This is a genomic window from Pseudomonas sp. SWRI68, from assembly GCF_014269165.1.
Classification (GTDB): Bacteria; Pseudomonadota; Gammaproteobacteria; order Pseudomonadales; family Pseudomonadaceae; genus Aquipseudomonas; species Aquipseudomonas capeferrum.
The window spans coordinates 245,694-267,613 of sequence record NZ_JABWRU010000007.1; the positions used below are offsets into that span (position 1 = coordinate 245,694).

The 21,920-nt window shown below is 63.4% G+C and carries 18 protein-coding genes, 1 rRNA gene and 2 pseudogenes; 10 read left to right on the plus strand and 11 right to left on the minus strand.

All coding sequences use genetic code 11. The features are described 5' to 3' along the window. Window positions 1-24: 24 nt before the first annotated feature. A complete protein-coding gene (locus HU770_RS13665) occupies window positions 25-2,043 on the minus strand; it encodes an alpha-1,4-glucan--maltose-1-phosphate maltosyltransferase (protein WP_186663877.1) in 2,019 nt (672 codons plus the stop codon). A 141-nt stretch (window positions 2,044-2,184) separates the two neighbouring features. Between HU770_RS13665 and HU770_RS13670 the strand changes: the two genes are divergently transcribed. Beyond that, on the plus strand, window positions 2,185-2,346 hold the full coding sequence (locus HU770_RS13670) for a hypothetical protein (RefSeq protein ID WP_003251307.1): 162 nt from the start codon (window positions 2,185-2,187) through the stop codon (window positions 2,344-2,346). A gap of 75 nt (window positions 2,347-2,421) precedes the next feature. Here HU770_RS13670 and HU770_RS13675 read toward each other — a convergent pair whose 3' ends face one another. After that, window positions 2,422-4,104, minus strand: coding sequence for an AMP-binding protein (locus HU770_RS13675; protein WP_186663879.1), 1,683 nt, complete (start codon window positions 4,102-4,104; stop codon window positions 2,422-2,424). Window positions 4,105-4,285: 181 nt separating this feature from the next. Between HU770_RS13675 and HU770_RS13680 the strand changes: the two genes are divergently transcribed. From HU770_RS13680 to HU770_RS13695, 4 genes are read left to right on the plus strand one after another with little or no spacing between them, the layout of a single operon-like run. Next, window positions 4,286-5,449: an isovaleryl-CoA dehydrogenase gene (locus tag HU770_RS13680; RefSeq protein ID WP_186663881.1), complete on the plus strand. Its 1,164-nt coding sequence runs from the start codon at window positions 4,286-4,288 to the stop codon at window positions 5,447-5,449. Window positions 5,450-5,468: 19 nt separating this feature from the next. After that, window positions 5,469-7,076, plus strand: coding sequence for a carboxyl transferase domain-containing protein (locus HU770_RS13685; RefSeq protein ID WP_186661596.1), 1,608 nt, complete (start codon window positions 5,469-5,471; stop codon window positions 7,074-7,076). A 3-nt stretch (window positions 7,077-7,079) separates the two neighbouring features. Further along, a complete protein-coding gene (locus HU770_RS13690; protein ID WP_186663883.1) occupies window positions 7,080-7,895 on the plus strand; it encodes a gamma-carboxygeranoyl-CoA hydratase in 816 nt (271 codons plus the stop codon). Then, the gene (locus HU770_RS13695; RefSeq protein WP_186663885.1) at window positions 7,892-9,844 is read left to right on the plus strand and encodes an acetyl/propionyl/methylcrotonyl-CoA carboxylase subunit alpha; all 1,953 of its coding nucleotides are present in this window, start codon (window positions 7,892-7,894) and stop codon (window positions 9,842-9,844) included. The genes HU770_RS13690 and HU770_RS13695 overlap by 4 nt, the downstream gene beginning before the upstream one ends. Before the next feature lie 94 nt (window positions 9,845-9,938). Here HU770_RS13695 and HU770_RS13700 read toward each other — a convergent pair whose 3' ends face one another. Beyond that, the gene (locus tag HU770_RS13700; protein ID WP_186663887.1) at window positions 9,939-10,646 is read right to left on the minus strand and encodes a LexA family transcriptional regulator; all 708 of its coding nucleotides are present in this window, start codon (window positions 10,644-10,646) and stop codon (window positions 9,939-9,941) included. Between the two features lie 88 nt (window positions 10,647-10,734). On the opposite strand from HU770_RS13700, the gene HU770_RS13705 reads away from it, so the two are divergent. After that, window positions 10,735-11,046: a hypothetical protein gene (locus HU770_RS13705; RefSeq protein WP_033696675.1), complete on the plus strand. Its 312-nt coding sequence runs from the start codon at window positions 10,735-10,737 to the stop codon at window positions 11,044-11,046. A gap of 433 nt (window positions 11,047-11,479) precedes the next feature. Then, the gene (locus tag HU770_RS13710) at window positions 11,480-11,995 is read left to right on the plus strand and encodes a DUF4880 domain-containing protein (RefSeq protein WP_186661587.1); all 516 of its coding nucleotides are present in this window, start codon (window positions 11,480-11,482) and stop codon (window positions 11,993-11,995) included. A gap of 20 nt (window positions 11,996-12,015) precedes the next feature. On the opposite strand, the gene HU770_RS13715 is transcribed toward HU770_RS13710, so the two are convergent. The 4 genes from HU770_RS13715 to HU770_RS13730 form a co-directional block, all read right to left on the minus strand. Continuing rightward, window positions 12,016-12,348: a DUF3325 domain-containing protein gene (locus HU770_RS13715; RefSeq protein ID WP_186661584.1), complete on the minus strand. Its 333-nt coding sequence runs from the start codon at window positions 12,346-12,348 to the stop codon at window positions 12,016-12,018. Further along, window positions 12,345-13,865 (minus strand): PepSY-associated TM helix domain-containing protein, encoded by a 1,521-nt coding sequence (locus HU770_RS13720; RefSeq protein ID WP_186663889.1) that lies wholly within the window; start codon window positions 13,863-13,865, stop codon window positions 12,345-12,347. The genes HU770_RS13715 and HU770_RS13720 overlap by 4 nt, the downstream gene beginning before the upstream one ends. After that, window positions 13,862-14,149, minus strand: coding sequence for a hypothetical protein (locus HU770_RS13725; RefSeq protein WP_033696671.1), 288 nt, complete (start codon window positions 14,147-14,149; stop codon window positions 13,862-13,864). The genes HU770_RS13720 and HU770_RS13725 overlap by 4 nt, the downstream gene beginning before the upstream one ends. Window positions 14,150-14,263: 114 nt before the next feature. Further along, entirely contained in the window at window positions 14,264-16,504 is a 2,241-nt protein-coding gene (locus tag HU770_RS13730; protein ID WP_186661576.1) for a TonB-dependent siderophore receptor, read from the minus strand. Window positions 16,505-16,704: 200 nt separating this feature from the next. Between HU770_RS13730 and HU770_RS27270 the strand changes: the two are divergent. After that, a pseudogene (locus HU770_RS27270) lies at window positions 16,705-16,845 on the plus strand (ArsB/NhaD family transporter); the annotation flags it as partial. A gap of 18 nt (window positions 16,846-16,863) precedes the next feature. Continuing rightward, window positions 16,864-16,995, plus strand: a pseudogene (locus tag HU770_RS13740) (ArsB/NhaD family transporter); the annotation flags it as partial. Here HU770_RS13740 and HU770_RS13745 read toward each other — a convergent pair. Further along, window positions 16,992-18,290, minus strand: a complete 1,299-nt coding sequence (locus HU770_RS13745; RefSeq protein WP_186663891.1) for a Y-family DNA polymerase — start codon at window positions 18,288-18,290, stop codon at window positions 16,992-16,994. The pseudogene HU770_RS13740 and the gene HU770_RS13745 sit on opposite strands and share 4 nt — an antisense overlap. Before the next feature lie 259 nt (window positions 18,291-18,549). Then, window positions 18,550-18,978, minus strand: a complete 429-nt coding sequence (locus HU770_RS13750; RefSeq protein ID WP_033696667.1) for a S24 family peptidase — start codon at window positions 18,976-18,978, stop codon at window positions 18,550-18,552. 100 nt (window positions 18,979-19,078) lie between these two features. On the opposite strand from HU770_RS13750, the gene HU770_RS13755 reads away from it, so the two are divergent. Further along, on the plus strand, window positions 19,079-19,783 hold the full coding sequence (locus HU770_RS13755) for an SOS response-associated peptidase family protein (RefSeq protein WP_186661572.1): 705 nt from the start codon (window positions 19,079-19,081) through the stop codon (window positions 19,781-19,783). A 34-nt stretch (window positions 19,784-19,817) separates the two neighbouring features. Here HU770_RS13755 and HU770_RS13760 read toward each other — a convergent pair whose 3' ends face one another. Together HU770_RS13760 and rrf are read right to left on the minus strand one after the other, a co-directional pair. Next, the gene (locus tag HU770_RS13760) at window positions 19,818-21,632 is read right to left on the minus strand and encodes an ABC transporter ATP-binding protein/permease (RefSeq protein WP_033696665.1); all 1,815 of its coding nucleotides are present in this window, start codon (window positions 21,630-21,632) and stop codon (window positions 19,818-19,820) included. A 169-nt stretch (window positions 21,633-21,801) separates the two neighbouring features. Next, window positions 21,802-21,917: ribosomal RNA gene (gene rrf / locus HU770_RS13765) — 5S ribosomal RNA — on the minus strand. Window positions 21,918-21,920: the final 3 nt, after the last annotated feature.

Here is a 21,920-nt window from a genome sequence, read left to right on the forward strand (position 1 = left end):
GGGTTCAGCACCGCCCCTGAGGGACTAACGGGCCTTTTCTATGCGCCAGATACCAAACGGCTGATGCCAGGGTTCGATACGCATCCACTGGGTCTTGCCGTGCCAGGTCCAGCGGTGGCCGTTCATCAAGTCTTCACCCAACGTGTCGGCATTGTCGTCCAGCCCCAACTCCCACAGCGGCAACTCGAAGCTGGCTTCCTGGGCGTTGTGCGGGTCCAGGCTGATGGCCACCAGGATGAAGTTGTCGCGCTCGGGCGTGCGCTTGGCGAAGTACAGGATGTTGTCGTTCCAGCAATTGAAGAACGCCACCCCCAGGTGCGTCTGCAGGGCGCGGTTCTGCCGGCGAATTCGGTTGAGCTGGGCGATCTCGGCAATGATGTTGCCGGGCTGGGTGAAATCACGCGGGCGGATTTCGTACTTCTCCGAATCGAGGTATTCCTCCTTGCCGGGCAGCGGTGTGGCTTCGCACAGCTCGAAGCCCGAATACATGCCCCACAACCCCGACCCCATGGTGGCGAGGGCCGCGCGAATGAGAAAACCGGCACGCCCTGAGGTGTGCAGGAAAAACGGGTTGATGTCGGGTGTGTTGACGAAGAAGTTGGGCCGGTAGCACAGGCTCCACGGTGGCTGGTTGAGCTGTTCGTAGAACTCGCGCAATTCCTGCTTGGTGTTGCGCCAGGTGAAATAGGTGTAGCTCTGCGCGTAGCCGACCTTGCCCAGGCGCGCCATCATCGCAGGCCTGGTGAAGGCTTCGGCGAGAAAAATTACGTCCGGGTGCTGGCTGCGCACATTGGCGATCAGCCATTGCCAGAATGGCAACGGCTTGGTGTGCGGGTTGTCGACGCGGAAAGTCTTGACGCCCTGCTCGACCCAGCCGACCACCACATCGCGCAGCGCCAGCCACAGCGAAGGCACGGCGTCGGGGGCGTAGAAGTCGACGTTGACGATGTCCTGGTACTTCTTCGGCGGGTTTTCCGCATAGCGGATGGTGCCGTCGGGGCGCCAGCTGAACCAACCAGGGTGCTGTTTGAGCCACGGGTGGTCCTGGGAGCACTGGATGGCGAAATCCAGGGCGATTTCCAGGCCATGCTCGGCAGCGGCGGCTACCAGGCGGCGGAAATCTTCACGGGTGCCCAATTCAGGATGAATGGCATCGTGCCCGCCTTCGTCGCTGCCGATGGCGTATGGGCTGCCCGGGTCGCTGGGCGCTGCCTGCAAGGCATTGTTGCGGCCCTTGCGGTGCTGCTTGCCAATCGGATGAATGGGTGGGAAATACAGCACGTCAAAGCCCATGTCGCGGATCATCGGCAGGCGTTCGTGCACGTCATTGAAGGTGCCGTGGCGCTCGGGGCTGTCGGTGATCGAACGCGGAAACAGCTCGTACCAACTGGCGAATTGCGCGGCGGGGCGGTCGACGTCGACGGGGAAGTCACTGCTGCGGGTCAAGTAGCTGCGGTGCTCGGCCTCACTCATCAGCCGCGCGGTGCTCTCGCACAGAAACACCGCCACTTGGTCATCGGTGCTCAACCCAGGCAAGCGCTGCTGCACGGTTTGGAGTTCGTCGCGCAACGCGCCTTGGCTCAGCTCGATGCCTTTGCCCAGCATCAACCTGCCTTCTTCCAGCTCCAGCTTCACCTCCACCCCGGCGTGGTACTTTTTCTCCAGGTCGTGGCAGTAGGTGGCGAACGGGTCGATCCAGGCTTCAATGCTGAACAGGTGCGGGCCTAGTTCGGTCGGGGTGAACTCGGCCAGCCACAGGTCATTGCCCGGCGACTGCATCGGCACGCAGTGCCAGCGCCGGCTGTTCGCCTGGCGCCAATTGAGCATCACGGCCAGGCGGTCGTGGCCGTCGCTGTAGACCTTGCTGCTGACTGCGACCGCCTGGCCGCTGATGGCCTTGACGGCGAACGTACCACCGTCGAGCGCGGGTTGCGTGCCTTCGATCACGATGCGCGGCGCCAGCAGCGCCTGGGACAGGCTAATGGCCTGGTCCGGGTGATCATTCGCCGCAGGCACGCTCTGGAAGGGCTCGTTTCGTGACATCGGACCTTGCTCCCTTAGGCTGGTGGCGGTAAGGGTTCAGAGCCGAGCGCGGGCGTGGGGGTTCAAAAAAATTGAGCGAATGGCAGCCCCTGACAGTCAGAGCCTGCAGCACCTCTTCATTCACCCACGCGAGGTCAGGCCATGAACATTCCCATTCCACCGGAGACACCCGATCCCAACATCGACGACCCCAGCTTGCCGCCGCCCGTACCGGAAGAAGACCCGGACGAGCTGCCGATCAAGCCGACGGTACCGCCGACAGTGGGCGACCCGCCGAGCCAGGAGCCACCAGTGAAGGCTTAAGGATAGAGGCTTTTACAGTGGCTGCACTGGCCTCTTCGCGGGCTTACCCGCGAAGAGGCCGGCAGCGCAAACCTGTCAACCCGCAGAGACCGCCGAAATTTCCGCCGAGCTGATTTCGCGCATCCGAAACTTCTGCACCTTGCCCGTCACCGTCATCGGGAACTCGTCGACAAAGCGGAAATGCCGCGGCACCTTGTAATGCGCGATACGTGCCTTGCACCAGCCGTGCAGCTCATCAACCGTAGCGCTATGCCCCGGATGCAGTTTGATCCAGGCCACCACCTCTTCGCCATATTTGCTGCACGGAATGCCGATCACCTGCGCATCGGCCACCGCCGGGTGGGTATAGAAGAACTCCTCCAGCTCGCGTGGATAGATGTTCTCGCCACCGCGGATGATCATGTCCTTGTTGCGCCCGACGATGCGCACATGGCCCTCTTCGTCCATCACCGCCAGGTCGCCCGAGTGCATCCACCCCGCGGGGTCGATGGCATCTGCCGTGGCCTGCGGATTGTCCCAGTATCCCAGCATCACGCTGTAGCCACGGGTGCACAATTCGCCGATTTCGCCCCTGGGTACGATGCAGCCGTCGGCATCCACCAGCTTGTTCTCCAGCTGCGGCTGGGTGCGGCCGACCGTGGTCACGCGCAGTTCAAGCGCGTCATCCGGGCCGGTCTGCAGTGATACCGGGCTGGTCTCGGTCATGCCGTAGGCGATCTGCACCTGGGCCATGTGCATCTGGTCGATGACCCGGCGCATCACCTCGATCGGGCAGGTGGCGCCGGCCATGATGCCGCTGCGCAGGGTCGAGAGGTCCATGCCCTGGCGGGCCGGGTGGTCGAGCATGGCGATGAACATGGTGGGCACGCCGTAGAGGATGCTGGCGCGCTCTTCGGCAACCGCGCGCAGGGTCAGCTCGGCATCGAAGGCGTCATTGGGGTAGACCATCGTGCTGCCATGGGTAATGCTACCGAGGTTGGCCATGACCATGCCGAAGCAGTGGTACAACGGCACCGGGATCACCAAGCGGTCATCGCTGGTCAGGCCCAGGCTCTCGCCGACCATGAAACCGTTGTTGAGGATGTTGTAGTGGCTGAGCGTCGCCCCCTTGGGTGCGCCAGTGGTACCGGAGGTGTACTGGATGTTCACCGGCTGGTCGAACTGCAGGCTCTGCTGGCGGGCCTGGTAGGCTTCGGCAGGCGTCTGCCCTGCCCGCTCTGCCAGCGCAGGCCAAGGCAGAAAGCCCTGCGGCGGGTTGCAGGCCAGGCTGATCACCCCGCGCAAATCGGGCAAGCGTTCGCTGGCCAGCTCACCGGGGGCCGCTGCAGCCAGCTCCGGTACCAGCTCCTGGACCATGGCGTGGTAATCGGACGTCTTGAAGGTATCGGCGCACACAAGCCAGCGGCAGCCGGACTGCCGCAGCACGTATTCCAGCTCACCCACGCGGTAGGCCGGGTTGATGTTGACCAGAATCGCGCCGACCTTGGCGCTGGCCAGTTGCAGGATGCACCACTGGGCGCAGTTGGGCGCCCAGATGCCGACCCGGTCGGCGGTGCCCACGCCCAGGGCCATCAAGGCGCGGGCGTGTACATCGACCTGTTCGGCCAACTGCCCCCAGGTGTACCGCAGGCCCTGGTGGCGCACCACCAACGCTTCGCGGTCGGGGTAACGGGCCACAGTGGCGTCGAAGGCCTGGCCGATGGTCAGGGTCAGCAAGGGCCGGTCCTGGCGACCGCGGGTATAGCTCGGTTGACTCATGGGTGTCCCTTCTTGTGGTTGTTCTGGGCACGATTGAAGCAAGCGGGAGATACTCTGGCGCAGATTTACGTTTACGTAAAGGTGATGCTGAGATTGACAGTAATAGAAGGCAGGTTTACGTTAACGTAAAGGTGAAAAAGACACTGTGCTTTCCCTATTTCAAGAACAAGAAGGTGCCCCCATGCATTACCCCTCCCTGAACTTCGCCCTGGGCGAGACCATCGACATGCTCCGCGACCAGGTGCGCAGCTTCGTCGCCGCCGAACTGGCGCCGCGTGCCGCGCAAATCGACCACGACAACCTGTTCCCTGCCGACATGTGGCGCAAATTCGGTGACATGGGCCTGCTGGGCATCACCGTATCGGAAGAATACGGCGGCGCTGGCCTGGGCTACCTGGCCCATGTGGTGTCGATGGAAGAAATCAGCCGGGGCTCGGCCTCGGTGGCACTGTCCTACGGCGCGCACTCCAACCTCTGCGTCAACCAGATCAACCGCAACGGCACCCATGAGCAAAAGCTCAAGTACCTGCCCAAGCTGATCAGCGGCGAACACATCGGCGCGTTGGCCATGAGCGAGCCCAACGCCGGCTCCGACGTGGTCTCGATGAAGCTGCGCGCCGAAAAACGCGGCGACCGCTACGTGCTCAACGGCAGCAAGACCTGGATCACCAATGGCCCCGACGCCAACACCTACGTGATCTACGCCAAGACCGACCTGGACAAGGGCGCACACGGCATCACTGCGTTCATCGTCGAACGTGACTGGAAAGGCTTCAGCCGCAGCAACAAGTTCGACAAGCTGGGCATGCGCGGCTCCAACACCTGCGAGCTGTTCTTCGATGACGTCGAGGTGCCCGAAGAGAACATCCTCGGCCAGCTCAACGGCGGCGTACGCGTACTGATGAGCGGCCTGGACTACGAGCGCGTGGTGCTCTCCGGCGGCCCGACCGGCATCATGCAAAGCTGCATGGACCTGGTAGTGCCTTACATCCACGACCGCAAGCAATTTGGCCAGAGCATCGGCGAGTTCCAGCTGATCCAGGGCAAGATCGCCGACATGTACACCCAGCTCAACGCCAGCCGCGCCTACCTGTACGCCGTGGCCCAGGCCTGCGACCGTGGCGAGACCACCCGCAAGGACGCTGCCGGGGTCATCCTCTATACCGCCGAACGCGCCACGCAAATGGCCCTGGAGGCTATCCAGATTCTCGGCGGCAACGGCTACATCAACGAGTTCCCGGCCGGGCGCCTGCTGCGCGACGCGAAACTCTACGAGATCGGCGCCGGCACCAGCGAAATCCGCCGGATGCTGATCGGCCGCGAACTGTTCAACGAAACCCGCTGAGCACAAGGGACGGGCGCACATGGCTACCTTGCACACCCAGATCAACCCGCGTTCGGCGGAGTTCGCCGGCAACAGCGCGGCCATGCTCGAACAGGTCCAGGCCCTGCGTGGCCTGCTTGCCCACATCGCCCAGGGCGGCGGCCCCAAGGCCCAGGAACGGCATACCTCGCGCGGCAAACTGCTGCCGCGCGAGCGTATCGACCGCCTGCTGGACACAGGCTCACCCTTCCTCGAAATCGGCCAGTTGGCCGCCCATGAGGTGTATGGCGAAGACGTGCCCGCCGCGGGCGTGATTGCCGGCATCGGCCGAGTCGAAGGCGTGGAGTGCATGATCGTGGCCAACGACGCCACGGTCAAAGGCGGCTCCTACTACCCGCTGACGGTCAAGAAACACCTGCGCGCGCAAACCATCGCCCTGCAGAACCGCCTGCCGTGCATCTACCTGGTCGATTCCGGTGGCGCCAACCTGCCGCGTCAGGACGAAGTGTTCCCTGACCGCGAGCACTTCGGGCGGATCTTCTTCAACCAGGCCAACATGAGCGCGCTGGGCATCCCGCAGATCGCCGTGGTGATGGGCTCGTGTACCGCCGGCGGCGCCTATGTGCCGGCCATGGCCGACGAAGCGATCATGGTCCGCCAGCAGGCCACCATCTTCCTGGCCGGCCCGCCGCTGGTGAAGGCCGCCACCGGTGAGGTGGTGAGCGCCGAAGACCTCGGCGGCGCCGATGTGCACTGCCGCATCAGCGGCGTGGCCGACCATTACGCCGACAATGACGAACACGCCTTGGCCCTGGCCCGGCGCAGCGTGGCCAACCTCAACTGGCACAAGCTGGGCACCTTGCAGCGCCAGGCGCCGATCGCCCCGCTGTACCCTGCCGATGAGCTGTACGGCGTGGTACCGGCAGACGCCAAGCAGCCGTTCGACGTGCGCGAGGTCATTGCCCGCCTGGTCGATGGCTCGGTGTTCGATGAGTTCAAGGCACTGTTCGGCACCACCCTGGTGTGCGGCTTCGCCCACCTGCACGGCTACCCGATAGCGATCCTGGCCAACAACGGCATTCTGTTCGCCGAGGCCGCGCAAAAGGGCGCGCACTTCATCGAACTGGCCTGCCAGCGCGGCATCCCGCTGCTGTTCCTGCAGAACATCACCGGCTTCATGGTCGGCAAGAAGTACGAGGAAGGCGGCATCGCCAAGCATGGCGCCAAGCTGGTGACCGCGGTGGCCTGCGCCCAGGTACCGAAGTTCACGGTAATCATCGGCGGCAGCTTCGGCGCCGGCAACTATGGCATGTGCGGCCGCGCCTACGACCCACGCATGCTGTGGATGTGGCCTAACGCACGCATCGGCGTGATGGGCGCCGAGCAGGCCGCAGGCGTGCTGGCGCAGGTCAAACGCGAACAAAGCGAGCGCAGCGGCCAGCCCTTCAGCGCCGAGGACGAGGCCAGGCTCAAGCAGCCGATCCTCGACCAGTACGAGCACCAGGGCCACCCCTACTACTCCAGCGCCCGGCTGTGGGACGACGGCGTGATCGACCCGGCACAGACCCGCGACGTGCTCGGCCTGGCGTTGTCCGCCGCGCTGAACGCCCCGATCGAACAGAGCCGCTTCGGCATTTTCCGGATGTGATCCATGAGCGATTTCAGCACCCTTGAAGTGGTCAACGACCCTCGCGGCTTCGCCACCCTGTGGCTCAGCCGCGAAGACAAGAACAACGCCTTCAACGCCCAGATGATCCGCGAGCTGATCGTCGCCCTCGGCCAGCTAGCCGAAGACAGCAGCCTGCGTTTTCTGCTGCTGCGTGGCCGTGGCCGGCACTTCAGCGCCGGCGCCGACCTGGCCTGGATGCAACAGTCGGCACAACTGGACTTCAACACCAACCTCGATGACGCCCACGAGCTGGGCGAGCTGATGTACACCCTGCACCGGTTCAAGGCGCCGACCCTGGCCGTGGTGCAAGGCGCGGCCTTTGGTGGCGCGTTGGGCCTGATCAGTTGCTGCGACATGGCCATCGGCGCCGAAGACGCCCAGCTGTGCCTGTCGGAAGCGCGCATCGGCCTGGCCCCGGCGGTCATCAGCCCGTTCGTGGTCAAGGCCATCGGCGAGCGCGCCACGCGCCGCTATGCCCTGACCGCCGAACGCTTCAGCGGTGCGCGCGCCCGTGAACTGGGCCTGCTGGCCGAGGTGTACCCGGCCCATGAACTGGATGCCCAGGTAGAAGCCTGGGTGGCCAACCTGCTGCTCAACAGCCCGCAAGCCCTGCGCGCCAGCAAAGACCTGCTGCGCGAGGTCGATGACGGCGAGCTGAGCCCTGCCCTGCGCCGCTACTGCGAAAACACCATCGCTCGCATCCGCGTCAGCGCCGAAGGCCAGGAGGGCCTGCGCGCCTTCCTCGAAAAGCGCCGCCCAGCCTGGCAAACCGACGATAACAAGGAGCCGCGCCCATGAGCCGCACCCCGTTGACCACCCTGCTGGTCGCCAACCGCGGCGAGATTGCCTGCCGGGTGATGCGCACCGCCAAGGCCATGGGCCTGACCACCGTTGCCGTGCACAGCGCCACCGACCGTGACGCACGGCACAGCCGCGAAGCCGATATCCGCGTCGACCTCGGCGGCACCAAGGCCGCCGAAAGCTACTTGTTGGTGGACAAACTGCTTGCCGCGGCCAAGGCCAGCGGCGCCCAAGCCATCCACCCGGGCTATGGCTTTCTTTCCGAAAACGCAGGCTTTGCCCGCGCCATCGAAGACGCCGGGCTGATCTTCCTCGGCCCACCGGCCAGCGCCATCGACGCGATGGGCAGCAAGTCGGCGGCCAAGGCCCTGATGGACGCTGCCGGCGTGCCGCTGGTGCCGGGCTACCACGGTGAAGCCCAGGACCTGGATACCTTCCGCGCCGCCGCCGAACGCATCGGCTACCCGGTGCTGCTCAAGGCCAGCGCCGGTGGTGGCGGCAAAGGCATGAAAGTGGTCGAGGACGAAAGCCAACTGGCCGACGCCCTGGCCTCGGCGCAGCGTGAGGCGCAATCGTCGTTTGGCGATGCTCGCATGCTGGTGGAAAAGTACGTGCTCAAGCCACGCCACGTAGAAATCCAGGTGTTCGCCGACCAGCACGGCAACTGCCTGTACCTCAACGAACGTGACTGCTCGATCCAGCGCCGCCACCAGAAAGTGGTCGAAGAAGCCCCTGCCCCTGGCCTGTCCCCCGCGCAGCGCCAGGCCATGGGCGAGGCCGCGGTGCGCGCTGCCCAGGCCATCGGCTATGTGGGTGCGGGCACGGTGGAGTTTCTGCTCGATGCCCGCGGCGAGTTCTTCTTCATGGAGATGAACACCCGCCTGCAGGTCGAACACCCGGTTACCGAAGCGATCACCGGCCTCGACTTGGTCGCGTGGCAGATCCGCGTGGCGCGCGGCGAGGCATTGCCGATCACGCAGGCACAGGTGCCGCTGATCGGCCATGCCATCGAGGTGCGCCTGTATGCCGAAGACCCGGCCAACGGCTTTCTGCCAGCCACTGGCAAGCTGGCCCTGTACCGCGAGTCGACCCCGGGCGAAGGCCGTCGGGTGGACAGCGGGGTCAGCGAGGGTGACGAGGTGTCGCCGTTCTACGACCCCATGCTGGGCAAGCTGATTGCCTGGGGCGAGGACCGTGAACAGGCGCGCCTGCGCTTGCTGGCGATGCTGGACGAGTTCGCCATCGGCGGGTTGAAGACCAACATCGCCTTCCTGCGGCGCATTCTCGCTCACCCGGCGTTTGCCGAGGCCGAGCTCGACACCGGGTTCATCCCGCGTCACCAGGATGTTTTGCTGCCCGCCCCGCAAGCGCTGCCAGCACCTTTCTGGGAGGCGGCCGCCGAAGCCTGGCTGCAGGGCCAGGCCGGTCAGCAACGGGACGACGACAACCGTTCGCCGTGGGCTGAGCGCAACGGCCTGCGCCTGGGGCTGCCAGCGCGTAGCTGCCTGCATCTGGCCAGTGCCGGGCAGGACCAGGCAGTGGCGCTGGAACGCAGCGCGGCCTCTACCTGGCAGCTCGATGGCGAGCAACTGGTGCACGACCAGGAAGGCGTGCGCCGTCAGCACCTGGCGATACGCCGCGGTGGCACCTTGTACCTGCGCTGGGAGGGCGAGATGCAAGCCATCGAAGCCTTCGACCCGATTGCCGAGGCTGAGGCCAGCCATAGCCACCAAGGTGGCCTGGGCGCGCCCATGAACGGCAGCATCGTGCGGGTGCTGGTCGAGCCGGGGCAGGTGGTGGAGGCCGGTACCGCACTGGTGGTGCTGGAGGCGATGAAAATGGAGCACAGCATTCGCGCACCGCATGCTGGGGCGGTGAAGGCGCTGTTCTGTCAGGAAGGGGATATGGTCAGCGAAGGGACGGTGCTGGTCGAATTGGTGGAATGATTCACGGCGGCCCGGCTTGAGGTTTGGGGTGTCTATGCGATCGAGTGCCGCGCGAGCGGCGCTCGATTACATAGGCGCTACAAAAAACCAGCAGTCAAAACGCCCCATGCACCCGCACGACCACGCCCAGAAACACGCAGCCCTCCTCGCACAACAGTGCCGGGTAACTGCTGTTCAGCGCCTTCAGGTACAACTGCCCACCCTCTTCGGCCAGCTCACGGAAAATCGCCTGTTTGCCCGGTTGGCGGGCGATGACCAAGCGCCCCGGCTCAGCCTCCACCCCTGGGTCCACCAGCATGCGCATGCCCTGCGGCACGCTGCGGCCACTGGCGGCACTCATCGCATCGTTTTCAACGGTCAGCCAGAACGCCTTGCCCTGGGCCATGTAGTCCGTCTGCTCGTATGCAACAGGCTCCGCCAGCGCCTCTGCACCGAGTTCATCCCAACTCAGTACCGGGTAGCGGAAACACACGATGTATTGCATGAGATCCAGGTCGTCGTTGGCATCATCCACATCATAGATGCCTCGCGCCTCGCCAACCTGCCCCACGATGCGCAGCCGTAAGCTGACATTGTAATGAGGCATGCCAAGCTCGATGAACGTTCGGTTCATCGACTCGATCTTCGGTTGTCGCCGCTTGTTCACCCAATGCCCTACGCTGCCTTGCGACACGCCAACGCGCTCGGCAAGCTGCTCTTGAGTAAGCCCTAGCTCCTCCATCCGGTCGCGGACGAGGGCAATCCATTTATCCATATTCATCGCTGGCACGATACGGACTGCCTTCCGGCGCTCAATAAACATTCAGTATTATTTATCAGAAAGCGCGAAAATACTTTAGGTATTAGTATCGACCTGAACCCTTTCCCTATTGGCATTCGCAGGTATCAGGATGAAACCACCGCAAAACGACGAAACAGATCTCGACAGCGAAGCGGCCCGCCGCGCCCTCGACTACTACCTCAACCCCAACCCGACGCGCCCCAGTACCGAGAACAAGATCTGGACGCTCCACGAAGGCGTAAGCGGTGAGCAAGCCCAGGAGCACGCCATCGCCCTGCTCCGCTGTGCCGCCGCCACGGCGCAGGAAACCGCTGTCCATCAGCAAGGCACCCAGCGTGAGCTGACCTTCGCATTGATGCACATGATGGACATGGCGCGCGCACTGCTGGAGCACAAACGCACCGCGCAGACGGGTTTGTAGGTAACAAGGAAGGGAGATACGTGATGGCCGGGTAACGGCAAAGGCCCCGATTGCCGGGACAAGGAAGCGCATCGGTAAAACTATTTTACCGAATTAGCGAAAAATCATTTGACTGGCAAATGATAACGATTATTATTGCACTCAGCTGATCGCGAGATCTGCTGGATAACCTGGAGCTTAGGTCGCTCTCAGATTATCTCCTCATCAGGCTAATCACGGTTTTTGACCCGGCTTTTTGCCGGGTCTTTTTTTTGCTCTTCAGGCTAATGAAGATCGTGAATGGCCGGCATGATAGCAAAAGTGTGTCATACCGTGAACGCTCATTACAAAAGTTTGCCGAATCAGCACTTGAGAATCAATCTCGTTTCACCTACGCTGATGAGGCATCAAGGAAGATGCCCCCACACCTCCCCCTTTGAGCAAGGAGCTGTCCATGACACGTCTGCTGCTGCCCCTTGAACACCCAACCCCCACTGCCGAGCACGCTGCCGAAGACGCCCTGCTGCATGCCCTGAAACGCCTGCCCCGACGCGTCCAGCAAGTGTTCCTGCTCAACCGTCTCGACCAACTGGATTTCGCCACCCTCTCTGCCCGGCTTGATTTGCCGTTGAGCAGCATCGAGCGCCATATGAACCAGGCGCTGCAGGCAGGCCGTTCGCGCCTCGATGTGCTGGCGAGCGTTGCCGGGCAATGGTACGTGCGCCTGCAGAGCCCCCACGTGAGCGCGTGCGAGCGCATCGACTTTCGCCGCTGGCTGGATGCCGACCCGGCGAACTTGCAGGCGTTTCACGACACCGAGCTGCGCTGGCGCAGCCTACTGGCCCCGGCCCGGCAACTTGGCCAGGACGGTTGGTACCGCCAAGGGCGCGCGGCGCTGTCGTTGGGGGGGTGTTCGATTGCAATGGGCCTAGGCGTTGCAGCGTTGCTGCTGTTTGGCTTTTGGGCCTGACCCCTGCTCAGTAACGGGCATCACCCAAACAGCTGCACCATCCCCCACACAGGCACAACCGCCGCCAAGCCGACTGCCAGCCGTGGCCAGTACGGCAGCAGCATCACCAGCAGCATCCCCGACAACGACATCGCGCCCAGCCAGGCCACCGGCCCCATGGCCCACCCCCAGGCTTGAGCGCACAACAGCAGGCTGACCAGCAACGCGAGCCACCCCGCGCCGCGCAACCCCACACGCAGCGCACGTGGGCAGGGCCGCTGCCATACCTGCTTGTAATGCCGTTCCAGGCCCTGGCACAGTCCGAGCATGCCGACGTAAGCGAACAACACGCCACCTGTGATCCACATCATCATGTGCCAGCCTCCACATTGCGCCCAGCTTTGGCCCGGATCGGCGCCGGTACCGCTATGCTCACCCGCCACGCCACCAGCCCCAGCAAAACGCCCATCACCAGGGCACTGAGTACCACCCCCACGCGCATCGCATCCCCCGCGCCGCCCAGTGCGCCCAAGCCGATGCACAGCACGGCCACCAGCAGCAGTTGCTCGACCCAAGCCCGCCGGGCCGGCCTGAGGCCTGCATGCAACAGCGCCAACACCCACACACCGAAGAACGTACGCACTTCCCAGCTTTCCCGTTGCGCCAGCTCGACCGGCAGCAAGCGGCTGGCCCACAGCAGGGCCACGCAGGCCAGCAGCAAGCCGCTGATGAAACCGACATTGCACACTTCGGCCACCCGGTACCAGCGCCGCGCCGAAGCCTGGGCCGTGCCGTTGGCATACTTGCGCCCACGCTTGACGCAGAACAACACCAACCCACTGGCGATCATCACGCAACTGACCAGCCCACAGATGAAGTACAACCAGCGCATCGGGTAACCGCCAAACTGCGCGAAGTGCAGGCCGACCATCACCCGCTGGGTCAGGGGGGCCGCGCGCCATTGCGGTACATCGCTGAGCAGCTCGCCACTGACGCCATCGAAGACCATGGCCTGGCCTTTGGCGAGGGCGATGCGGTTACCCAGCTCGGGGCGGATTTCGATGCGCGCACCGGCCGTGTTGGGGTTGCGGATGTTGAGGCCGCCCAGCGGCCCCAGCCGGGCCTCGGCCTGGGCCAGCAACGGTGCCACATCGACCAATTGGCCCGGCTGCCTGGCCAGCTGCCGAGGCTGCTCCAGGCGGGCATTGCCCTGGGCATTGAAGTAGGCGCGGCTGTCGCCTTCGAACAGCGCATCGACCCCTGCCGGGATGTAGATGAGCATGAAGATCACCAGCCCGGTATAGGTGATCATCAGGTGGAACGGCAGCAACAGCACAGCGCTGGCATTGTGAAAGTCCAGCCATGAACGTTGGCCCTTGTTGGGCCGGAAGGTGAAGAACTCTTTGAAGATTTTCTTGTGGATCACGATGCCCGTGACCAGTGCGGCCAGCATCACCAGCGCCAACGCACCGACCACGAAGATACCCCAGTTGCGCGGCAGGTCGAGGGTGAAATGGAAGCGGAAAAAGAAGTTGCCGCCAACGCTGTCACGCACCTCGATGGCCTCGCCGGTTCGCGGGTCGAGCTGCACGCCACCGCCATGGCGACGGTCGCCGGTGGATACGCGCAACCCCGGCGAGCGTTCGGTCGGCAGGCTGATGCCCCAGTTGCCGGCCTGCGGTTCATGGGCCTGCAGGTAGGCAACGGCCCGTCGCGCGGCATCGGCCTGGGAAACCTCGGTAGCCGGGACCTCTGGCTGCATCCAGTGGTCGAGTTCCTTGTCGAACACCGCCAGGGTGCCGGTGACGAAGATGGCGAACAACAGCCAGCCGAAGATCAGCCCGGCCCAGGTATGCAGCCAGGCCATCGATTGTGTGAAGGTATTCTTCATGCCAGCCACCCCAATGCCTGCGGCCAGAAGCCGAGCAATGCCAGCGGTGCGGCGAGGGCCAAGGGTGCCCAGGCGCGCACGGCATCACGGCTGGCAAAGGCCCAGAGGATTGCGCCGGTGTAGAAGACGAACGCTGGCAGGGTCGCGACAATGACTGCATCGGCGGCTGAAAGCGGCAACAACCGGGCCAGACAGGCACTGGCGGCGTAGCTGAGCGCGTAGCCGCCAAACAGTGCGGCCGCGCTGCGGGAGAGGATCTGCAGCCAGGCGGGGGCTTGGATCATCGGGTGTTCCTCAAAGGTCATGATGGGGCGCGAAGCAAGGCCGCGCCTGCGTACAGGAGCGGCCTTGCCGGGGCGCCGGACCGATCGCAAAGGGCCGCACAGCGGCCCCAGGGATCAGAAGGTGATGTTCAACGAGGCAAACACCGCCCGACCCGGTTGGTTATAGGTATTGGCCCCCGAGCTGCTGGCATTGCCACCGCGCAGGATCTGTTTGTCGAACACGTTGTTCACCCCCACCCGCACGTCATAGTTGGCGTTGAATTTGTAGCCCGTGCTCACGTCCACCAGGCCGTAGGCTTCCACATCCTGCTGCGCATCCTGGTCGTAGCTTTCCTGGGTGCGGTAGTTGTAGGTCGGCGATTTCTGCTTGCCGAAGTACGTACCCGCGACCTGGAACGACAGCTTGTCGGTGGCGCGCCAGTCGAGGGTGGTATTGACCGTGTACTCCGGGATCACCGACAGCGGCTCGCCAGTCTCGCGGCTGTCGTTGTCGAGCATCCAGGTCAGGTTGGTGTTCCAGTCCAGGGTCGGGGTCAGCTCGATGAAGAAGTTGCCCTCGATACCTTCCACGCGCGCCTCGCCGGCGTTCTCCCACTGGGTCACGCGACGGCCGCTGTTGATGGTGTAGAGCACATCGGTGTCACCGATGATCTTGTTCTTGTAGTCGTTGCGGAAGTAGGTCGCGCTGGTACGCCAGGTGCCACGGTCGTACAGCAGGCCGATCTCCTTGTTGACGCTGATCTCGGGCTTGAGGTCGGCGTTGCCTTGCAGGTAGCAGCCACCGGAGTTGGTCTGCTGCACGCTGCAACCGTTACCCCGGCTGTAGAGCAGGTAATTGGGGTTGGACTGGTACAGGTTCGGCACCTTGTAGGCCCGGGCGATACCGCCCTTGAGCGACAGCGCCTCGGTCAGCTTGTGCGACAGGTTCAGGCTAGGGCTGAAGTTGTCACCGAAGGTTTCGTGGTGGTCGAAGCGCAAGCCCGGGGTGACGGTGGTGTCGCCAACAATGATGTTGTCTTCGACGAACAGCGCGTAGCTCTTGGCGGTCATCTTCGAGTTGCTGCGATCGAAGCCGTTGATCGCGTCGTTGCCACCGCCGCTCGGGTCGAAACTCTGCGGGCGGAACGAGCCCTGATCGTTCAGCGACTCGTACAGGTACTCCCCCCCAAGGGTCAGCACATGTTCGGTGCTGCCCATCGCGAACGGCAGGTTCACTTCGCTGCTCAGGCGTGTATTGCGCAGCCGCGACATGGCCGCGCCGCTGTCGTTGATCGCGCCTTCCGGGCCACCGGCCAGGCCTTCATTGAGGCGCCAGTTGCGCACGTATTCATAGGCCAGGGTGGTCTTGCTGGTACCCCAGGTAAAATCGCCCAGGTGCGTCAGGTCGTAGGTGTTGCGTTGCATCACGTTGGTCTCGTGGCCATACAGGCTGGAGATCAGCTCGACATTGCTGCCACCGTTGCTGTTCATGGTGTCGCCGGCGTAGAGGTTGCCTTGGCGGCTATAGCCGGCGCTGGCTTCGAGGCGGTGCTCGTCGTTGAGCTTCCAGCTCAACAGGCCGTTGATGTCCTTGTTGCGCACGCCTTCGCGGCCAGCCGACAACGCACTGTTGGCATGGCTGGCGTTGATGTCCAGGTCGTCGGCATCGGTCTTGGCCAGGCCACCGTACAGGCGGAACCCAAGGTTTTCGGTGAGCCCGCCGCCCAGGTTGAAGTTGGCGCGGCGGCTGGCACCCTCAGCGCTGTCTTCGGGCATCTGCGTGTACAGGCTGACGCTGCCCTTGAGCTCATCGGTCGGGCGCTTGGTGATGATGTTGACCACCCCACCCATGGCGCCGGAGCCGTAACGCGCCGCCGCCGGCCCGCGCAGGATCTCGATGCGCTCGACCGCTTCAGCCGGCACCCAGTTGGTTTCGCCACGGGTGTCGCGGTCGCCGTTCCAGCCGTAGCGCACGGCGTTACGGGCGTTCGAAGGCTTGCCGTCGATGAGGATCAAGGTGTTTTCCGGCCCCATGCCGCGCAGGTCGATCTGCCGGTTGTTGCCGCGCGCACCGCTGGCGCTGTTGCCGGTCAGGTTGACCCCAGGCTCGCGACGGATCAGCTCGGACAGGTCATTGCTCGGGGGGTGACGTTTGATGTCTTCTTCGGTGATGATCGACGAACCCAGTGCCTGCCGCGCCTCGCGCTCGGCGGTGACGAGGGTGTCCTGGATGACCAGGGCATTTTCAGCAACCGGTACTTCCAGCACTTCACCCGTGCGTTGCTCTTCGGCGTGGGCTGCGGTCGCGACCATGGCCGGCGAGGCCAGCGCGACGAACGCCAGGGCCAGGCTGTTGGGTGAGGTTCTGGATTGCATCGGTACATCTCCTGCGGTTCATGAGCGAAAGGCACATCCTTGCCAGGCCGGAGAGCCCTCGCCCACCGCCCTCGCAAACACAATGTGGAGGTCAATAGGGGTGGTAAATATAGTGATTCTCAAATGAGTTTAAATCTTATTTACGAAACTTACATGTTTGTAACGGAACTTTGCTGAAACGCCCGAGCTTGCCCTACTCTGTGGCGGCCTCTTTGGCCCATCGAGACCTCGTCATGTCGATGCTGCTGGCGCTGCGCTTCTCGCCTGCCGCGACTCTGGCCTACGTGATGGGCGCAGGTTTCATCGCCGACACCGCCAGCCTGCCGCTGGTGGTGGTGGTGGTGGTGGTGGTGTCGAACCTGGGGCTGCATGTGCTGGCGCGCAAAGGGGTCAGCATTGGCTGGGGGTATTTCTTGAAGGTCGGGGTACTGCTGACGGTACCGGTGTTGCTGGTGACATTGGCGGCGTTGGCGGTGCGCTTGAGTATTTAGGTGCACCGGCGCTCTGTGGGCGCGCGGTTTACCCGCCACAACCCATCCACCTGCGTGGTAAAGCCTGCGCTCATCAACTCACGCCGCATCGCCCATTGCGCCGCCGCCGGCACCGCCGCACTGCGCAGCGTGCCCCTGCCCCAGCGCGCATTCACACCGTCGATCACGCTCATCACCCGCTCCGTCTGCAGCGTCTGCGACGGCGTAAACAAGTCGCCGGTGAACTCCCCGCGCCGGCACAACTGCAACAGCAACACCTCTGCCTTGCTGTAGCGAAAGCCCTGCCGATACACCCGGCCCACCGCCTCCAGGGCCATGCGCGTGAGCAGCCGCACGTCATCGGTAGGGTATGGCAACTGCACCACCACGCCATTGGCATACTTGGCTTCGTCCGGGTTGAACATGCCGGTACGGATGCTGACACGCATCTTGCTCGCCAGTGAACCCTGGCCACGCAGCTTCTCCGAGGCGCGCATCACGTAGGTGGCCACTGCTTCCTTGATGGGCGCCAGTTCGGTCAGGCGCTGGCCGAACATACGGCTGCAACAGATTTCCTGGCGTGGCGGATCGATGTCCTGCAGTTGCAGGCACGGCGTGCCGGCCAGTTCGCGCGCGGTCTTTTCCACCACCACGCTGAAGGTCTTGCGCAACAAGCCCGGCTCGGCGCGGGACAGGTCCCAGGCCGTGCGGATGCCCAAGCCCTGCAGATGCGCGGTGAGGCGCTTGCCGATGCCCCAGACCTCGGACACGTCGCACTTTTTCAGCACCCACTCACGATGCGACGCAACCCGCAGGTCGACCACCCCGCCGCTGTGCACCGCCCAGCGCTTGGCCGCATGGTTGGCCAGCTTGGCCAGGGTCTTGGTGCCGGCGATGCCAACGCCCACGGGGATGCCGGTGTGCTTGAGCACCCGCTCGCGAATGCAACGGCCAAGGTAGTCGAGGTCGCCAGGCACGCCGGCCAGGTCCGCGAAGGCTTCGTCGATGGAATACACCTCCAGTGCCGGGACCATGCCTTCGATTACCGTCATTACGCGCTGGCTCATGTCGCCGTACAGCGCGTAGTTGGATGAAAAAGCCACGACACCATGGCGGTGCAGCAGCTCCTTCACCTGATAATACGGCTGGCCCATCTTCACCCACTGCTTGGCCTCGGCGCTGCGGGCGATGATGCAGCCGTCGTTGTTGCTCAACACGACGATGGGTGTGCGCAACAGATCGGGGCGGAACACACGCTCGCAACTGGCGTAGAAGCTGTTGCAATCGATCAGGGCGAAAACGGGAGAAGGATTCATCGGGCGGCAACACAAATACTGTATTCATATACAGTTAAACACATCGCTGCGCGGATGCTGCTACCCGCTCATCCGATTTGCATCCTGGGCCAGGGCTCCTACAGTTTCGAACGTAGCCACCAGGCCGAGGCCCCGCGATGCGCAGCGTCGAGAAACCCCAGCACATGGCCACCGCCAAGGCCTTGCCGAAGATCCCACGCAGTGTGCGCCGGGGCTACCTTTGCAGGGCTTGGCCTGCTGCGCTGAACGGGCTGCGCCGCTATTTCAGGTCATGGCTGCGGACGCTGAACGTCACCACGCCCCAGATCGTCAACTCGTCGCCTTCGAGGATGTACCTCGGCGGGTAACGCGGATTCTCCGAGCGCAACGCCACCTGCCCGCCAATGCGGTGCAGCCGCTTGCACAGCGGCTCGCCATTGACCGCAGCGATCACGATCTGGCCATGCCGCGCTTCGAGGGAGCGGTCGACCAGCACCAGGTCGCCGTCGAAGATCCCGGCGCCCTGCATGCTGTCGCCGTCTATCCTGACCAGATACATGTGCGGGGCGCGCAGGTTGAACAGTTCGTCCAGCGAAATGGGCTGCTCCATGTGATCCGCCGCCGGTGACGGAAAGCCTGCCGGGATACGGAACAGATAACGTGGAACAACACCGCTACCGCAGGTGATGGGGCCCAGGATGGATGTCATGGCACGGCCTTGAAATTAACTGTATATAGATACAGTATCGACCTGCTGAGTATCAGGTCAATTTCGGCGTAGGAAATTTCGACAAGTGGGGGTAGATGCCATGTGCGGACGCTTCGCTCAATATCAGGGCCTGGCCGATTACCTGCGTGAACTGGACGCCGAACAGGACGTAATCAGCGGCTACGACAACCTGCCAATCGGACGCTACAACGTTGCCCCCGGCAGCCGGGTGCTGATCCTGCACAATGCCGAGCACGGCCTGCGCATCGACCCTTGCCACTGGGGCTGGGCACCTTTCTGGGCCACTCGCAAACACCCGGCCCCCATCAATGCGCGGGTCGAGACAGTGACCACCGGCAAGTTCTTCAAGGCCCTGTGGCCTCAGGGGCGGGCCTTGGTAATGGCGGATGGTTGGTACGAATGGGTGGCCGACCCGCACGATGCCAAGCGCAAGCAGCCCTATTACATCCGCCTGAAAAGCCGCGCGCCGATGTTCATGGCCGCGTTGGCCGAAGTGCACACGGGGCTGGCGCCCAGCGAGGGCGATGGCTTCGTGATCATCACCGCCGCCAGTGATGAGGGAATGGTCGACATCCATGACCGCCGGCCTCTGGTACTGGGGCCGGCGGACGCGCGCGCGTGGATTGACGCTGATGTGCCAGCCACACAAGCCGAACGCCTGGCGCGGGAGCGATGCCTGCCGGTGGAGGCGTTCGAGTGGTTTGCGGTGGGCAAGGACGTAGGGAATGTGCGCAACGACGGTGCCGAGTTGATCGTGATGCAGCATACCGAGCACCAGCCCTGACGTCGTCTTGCCGTTATCCGCGTGTGCAATATCGCTAAACCGGAACCTGCGCCGGGTGCTGCTCCTGTACTGACCACCCCCCATGCCCATCCACTTCCAGGCGGTGGGTGTGGAACGCCGCCAAGGTACTGCGGTGGCCGACACTGACCAGCAAGGTGTCTGGCATTTCGCTGCGCAACAGCGCATACAGCGCATGCTCCAGCCCTTCATCCATTGCCGAGGTGGACTCGTCGAGAAACACCACCTGGGGCTGGTTGAACAGCACGCGGGCAAACGCCAGGCGTTGTTGTTCACCGACCGAGAGTATGTGCGACCAGTCACAACTGACATCTAGGCGCTCGGCAAGGTGGGCCAGGTTGACTTGGCGCAAAGCCTGCTGCATGCGCGCTTCGTCCTCGGGCACGCTGGCCGAGGGGTAGGCGATGATGGTACGCAGGTCACCCAACGGCAGGTAGGGCCGCTGCGACAGGAACAACGCCTGATGCCCCGTAGGCCGTTTCACCTCACCTTCGGCGTATGGCCAGAGGCCCGCCAGGGCGCGCAACAAGGTGGTTTTACCGCTACCCGACGGCCCTTTGATCAACAGCGCCTGACCGGCACGCAGGCTCAGGGCGAGGTCGGCGATCAGGTGATGGCCATCGGGGCGAAGCACCTGCAAACGGGTGATATCCAGGGCGTGCGCCTGTTCCTCGGTGTTGACGCGCGGCAGTGAACTGGCCTGCTCGTTGGCATCCAGGAAGCCGGTCAAACGATCGAGGGTGGCACGGTATTGGGCAAACGCATCGTAGGACTCACGGAAGAAAGACAACGAATCCTGCACTTGGCCAAATGCCTGGGAGGTCTGCATGACGTCACCCAGCTTGATTGCGCCACTGAAGAAGCGCGGCGCCTGGAGGATGAACGGGAACACTACGGCGACCTGGCTGATGCCCAGGTTGAAGCCGCTGAACTTGAGGTTTCGGAAGACCAGTGCCCACGCGTTGACGATCAATGCGCCAAAGCGGCCCAACAACGTACCCCGCTCGACATCCGCGCCCTGGTAGAAGGCAATGTTCTCGGCATTTTCGCGCAGACGCATCAGGGCGTAACGGAAGTTGGCGGTGAGTTTTTCGTTGAGGAAGTTCAGGCGAATCAGCGGGCGCCCGAGACGAAAAGCGATCCAGGTGGCGACGATCACATACAGGTACACGGCGAAGACCATCGCCCGTGGTACCTCGTACCCCGCCACTTCAAGCGGCGCCGACAACCCCCAGAGGATGCCAGTGAAGGCTACCAGCGAGACCAGCGCGCTGACCGCGCCGAGCGCAAGCGACACCGAGTTGGTGACGAACGCGTTTACGTCCAGCTCGATACGTTGGTCAGGGTTATCTACCGGCTCAGCGAGGAACTGACTACGGTAATAGGCATCGCCATGCATCCAGTCGCGGGTCAAGCGCTCGGTGAGCCAGACTCGCCATTGAATGCTGAAAGCCTGTGTCACGTAGAACGTGAACAGCGAGCGCAATACGTGAATGGTCGCCAGCACCGCAAATACCCCAAGCAGGTACCAGAAGGCATTCTGGTCGAGGCCTTGCAGGGCACTGTAGAACCCGTTGTACCAGAACGAGAACAGCACGTTCAGACGCACCGAGAACAGTGTCAGCACCAGTAGCAAGGCAAACACCAACAACGGCCGCCAGCTGCGCCTGAAGCTGAAATATGCCCCGGCAAGCTGCCAGAACTGGCTGCCCCAGCGGGTATAGCGTACTGCCAGTGTGGCGGCTGCGGTGAAGCAGACCAAGGTGATGAACGAGGCAATTGCAAGCCAGCTCAGACTCTCTTGCAGGGCCTGGTGCCAGTTCATTTCCATGATGGATATCCATGCTGAGTATTTCCGCGAGGGTAGCACTACCCCGCGATTGATCAGGCATAGATGACGCAGATTTCATTGTCGGGTGCCCGGCAGCGCGATAGAGAGTGCAAGCCGGAAAAGACAAAACCCCTACCTGCTCGCGCAGATAGGGGTTTTGCGAAATGAATCTTGACAATGACCTACTCTCACATGGGGAGACCCCACACTACCATCGGCGATGCATCGTTTCACTACTGAGTTCGGGATGGGATCAGGTGGTTCCAATGCTCTATGGTCGTCAAGAAA